Annotated in this window: 2 protein-coding genes and 1 pseudogene; all 3 read right to left on the minus strand. The window is 33.2% G+C overall.

The window, feature by feature from the left end; genetic code table 11:
• Window positions 1-128: pseudogene (locus KI369_RS28015) on the minus strand (MFS transporter); the annotation flags it as partial.
• A 582-nt stretch (window positions 129-710) separates the two neighbouring features.
• Entirely contained in the window at window positions 711-1,184 is a 474-nt protein-coding gene (locus KI369_RS28020) for a tautomerase family protein (RefSeq protein WP_212958913.1), read from the minus strand.
• Between the two features lie 43 nt (window positions 1,185-1,227).
• Window positions 1,228-1,743 (minus strand): heme-degrading domain-containing protein, encoded by a 516-nt coding sequence (locus KI369_RS28025; RefSeq protein WP_212958915.1) that lies wholly within the window; start codon window positions 1,741-1,743, stop codon window positions 1,228-1,230.
• Between the last annotated feature and the right edge of the window lie 171 nt (window positions 1,744-1,914).

Below are 1,914 nucleotides of genomic sequence, written 5' to 3' on the forward strand. Positions count from 1 at the left end.
GGTAATAAACCGACACTAACAAATTCAGTTGTCCCAATCCCGAACGCACTAATTGCTAGCGCTAATAACGCAAATATACTTCTTCGATTCGTCTGAACTTCTGAAGACGATGCTGTATATGAATTCAATTGAGTTTCCCCTCTTCCCTATAATTCCCATCATAATAGTGCGATAAAAAGGCCTTTTTATCTTTCAAAAAATATATTTAATCTCTACAAACGCTATTATGAATGGTTTCATTCTCTTTTTAAAGAACGCACTTTAAAGTACTATAGGTACTTTTTAGTACCGTACTTCTCGCTCTTCTCTCACATGTACTATTATGAAATACAATTAACATAATGAATAGTACGTACTTTAAAGTGCTGTAGGTACTAAAAAGTAACATAGTTAATTACTAGTACCGTAAAGCTTGTTTCTCTCTTACATGTGCTATTATGAATGATAATGACCCTAATAAAAAGTACGTACTTTAAAGTACTATAGGTACTAAAAAGTAATATTTATATAACCTAGCTTATTTTGCTCAAAAATTGACATCTACATTCAACGAAGAAAGGTAGCATATGAAGAAACACACTCTTCCTAGAGAGGCGACTTTAGCGGGTATTACTTGAAAAATAAAGAATCATATTCATTACCGCAGACAAATAACAAAAAAGGCAAAAACGAACAGAAATATGTTCATTTTTGCCTTTTTTATTTAATCATTAAAATGTACGACTTTTGGAAAGAAAGTCTTTATCGGCTCCCGTTACACCGCTTTGTCCCCAGTTTCCTGGAATCATTTCACGAATAAGAATTAGCACTTTATCCAAAGGTGCATGTGTATATTTAGAGGTTACTTGTGTAAGTTCATTTACCCACTTATCCTTTGTCTCTTGATCAAATGTATTCCATATATCGATCTTAATGATAGCCATTCCATCAACGTTACGATCCGGTGTATCATAAGACTCTTTTGTTTCCCAATTGGACACCCTACTTTTCTCAGCAAAGGTAGCATCACTTGCTACAGCTCCAGCTTTCCCCCAATTTTCTTTCTCAAGTTCCGTGATCAACACTTGAATTTTGTCAGGGACAATTTTTAATCGTTTTATTGTAAGTTCAGTTACTTCATAAATGAATTCCTTTTTTTCTTCTGTTGACATGGTTGGCCAAGTATTTAGCTCTATTAATGGCATAAGTATTGCCCCCTAAAATTAATTATCTATTTACTTGCTACAATTATTGATTCAAATGATTTTTAACTGCTCTTACTACCAATTCGTGATCTTCTTCTGGCGGTAATCCTGAAACTGTTATCATTCCAATAACCCCTACGTTTTTTATTTGGACAGGAAAGCATCCACCAAACGCAGCATAATCCGACCTATCTAAAAGATATTTTTCATTATATGAGATTCCAGTTATTTCACTTTGTATCTGCATATAATACGAGCTATGATCATGCAGGGAAACAACTCGTTTTTTACGCTCAATCCATTTCGTATTTTCCTTATTTGTCCCTGTCATCTTGAAATGAAATAATTGCACACCGTTTTTCGTTATATCAACTGCAATCACTTTACCCTCTCGCTTTGCTGTTTCAACGATAAATAAACCTAATTGCAAGGCATCTTCATTTGTAAAAGAAGTAAATTGAAGCGTTTCTTCCTCTTTTAAAATTTGTTTGCTTATTTCATTCAAATTTGAAGTACTCATATCTTTAACCTCCATAATCGTTTTATGCCACTCTGACATTTCGAAAATTATTGAATTCCAAAGTTTCAATCAATCTGAATCTAAATAAACTGCTGTAACATTAAGTAGCTAGTACCGTAAAGCTTATTTTCTTCTTACAGGTGCTATTATGAATGATATTCAAGGTGATAAAAAGTACGCACTTTAAAGTGCTATAGGTACTTTAAAGTA

It is taken from the genome of Bacillus sanguinis (assembly GCF_018332475.1).
GTDB lineage: Bacteria > Bacillota > Bacilli > Bacillales > Bacillaceae_G > Bacillus_A > Bacillus_A sanguinis.